The following is a 251-nucleotide window of genomic DNA, read 5'->3' on the forward strand; positions in this document are numbered from 1 at the left end:
CATCAGGATAAACGGGTTATTCGTAAAACCGTGTATGTTGCTCTTGGCGTGAACACTGAAGGCCATAAGGAACTTTTGGGTCTTTGGCTTGCCGAAACAGAAGGTGCCAAATTCTGGCTTTCTGTGCGAGCCTGTAAATAATTCTGTGTAAACGCCACCAAAACTATTACTCCTTGAACCGGTCAGGAAACATAATTTCAAACCGGTTCATGGCTGCTTTCCAGTTCCTGATCGGCATGGTCCATTTCTCG

1 pseudogene is annotated in these 251 nt (G+C 45.4%); it reads left to right on the forward strand.

Annotated elements, in window-relative coordinates:
• Nucleotides 1–126 (forward strand): annotated as a pseudogene (locus AK963_RS31690) (transposase); the annotation flags it as partial.
• Between the last annotated feature and the right edge of the window lie 125 nt (nt 127–251).

The sequence above is a fragment of the Endozoicomonas atrinae genome (assembly GCF_001647025.1).
GTDB lineage: Bacteria > Pseudomonadota > Gammaproteobacteria > Pseudomonadales > Endozoicomonadaceae > Endozoicomonas > Endozoicomonas atrinae.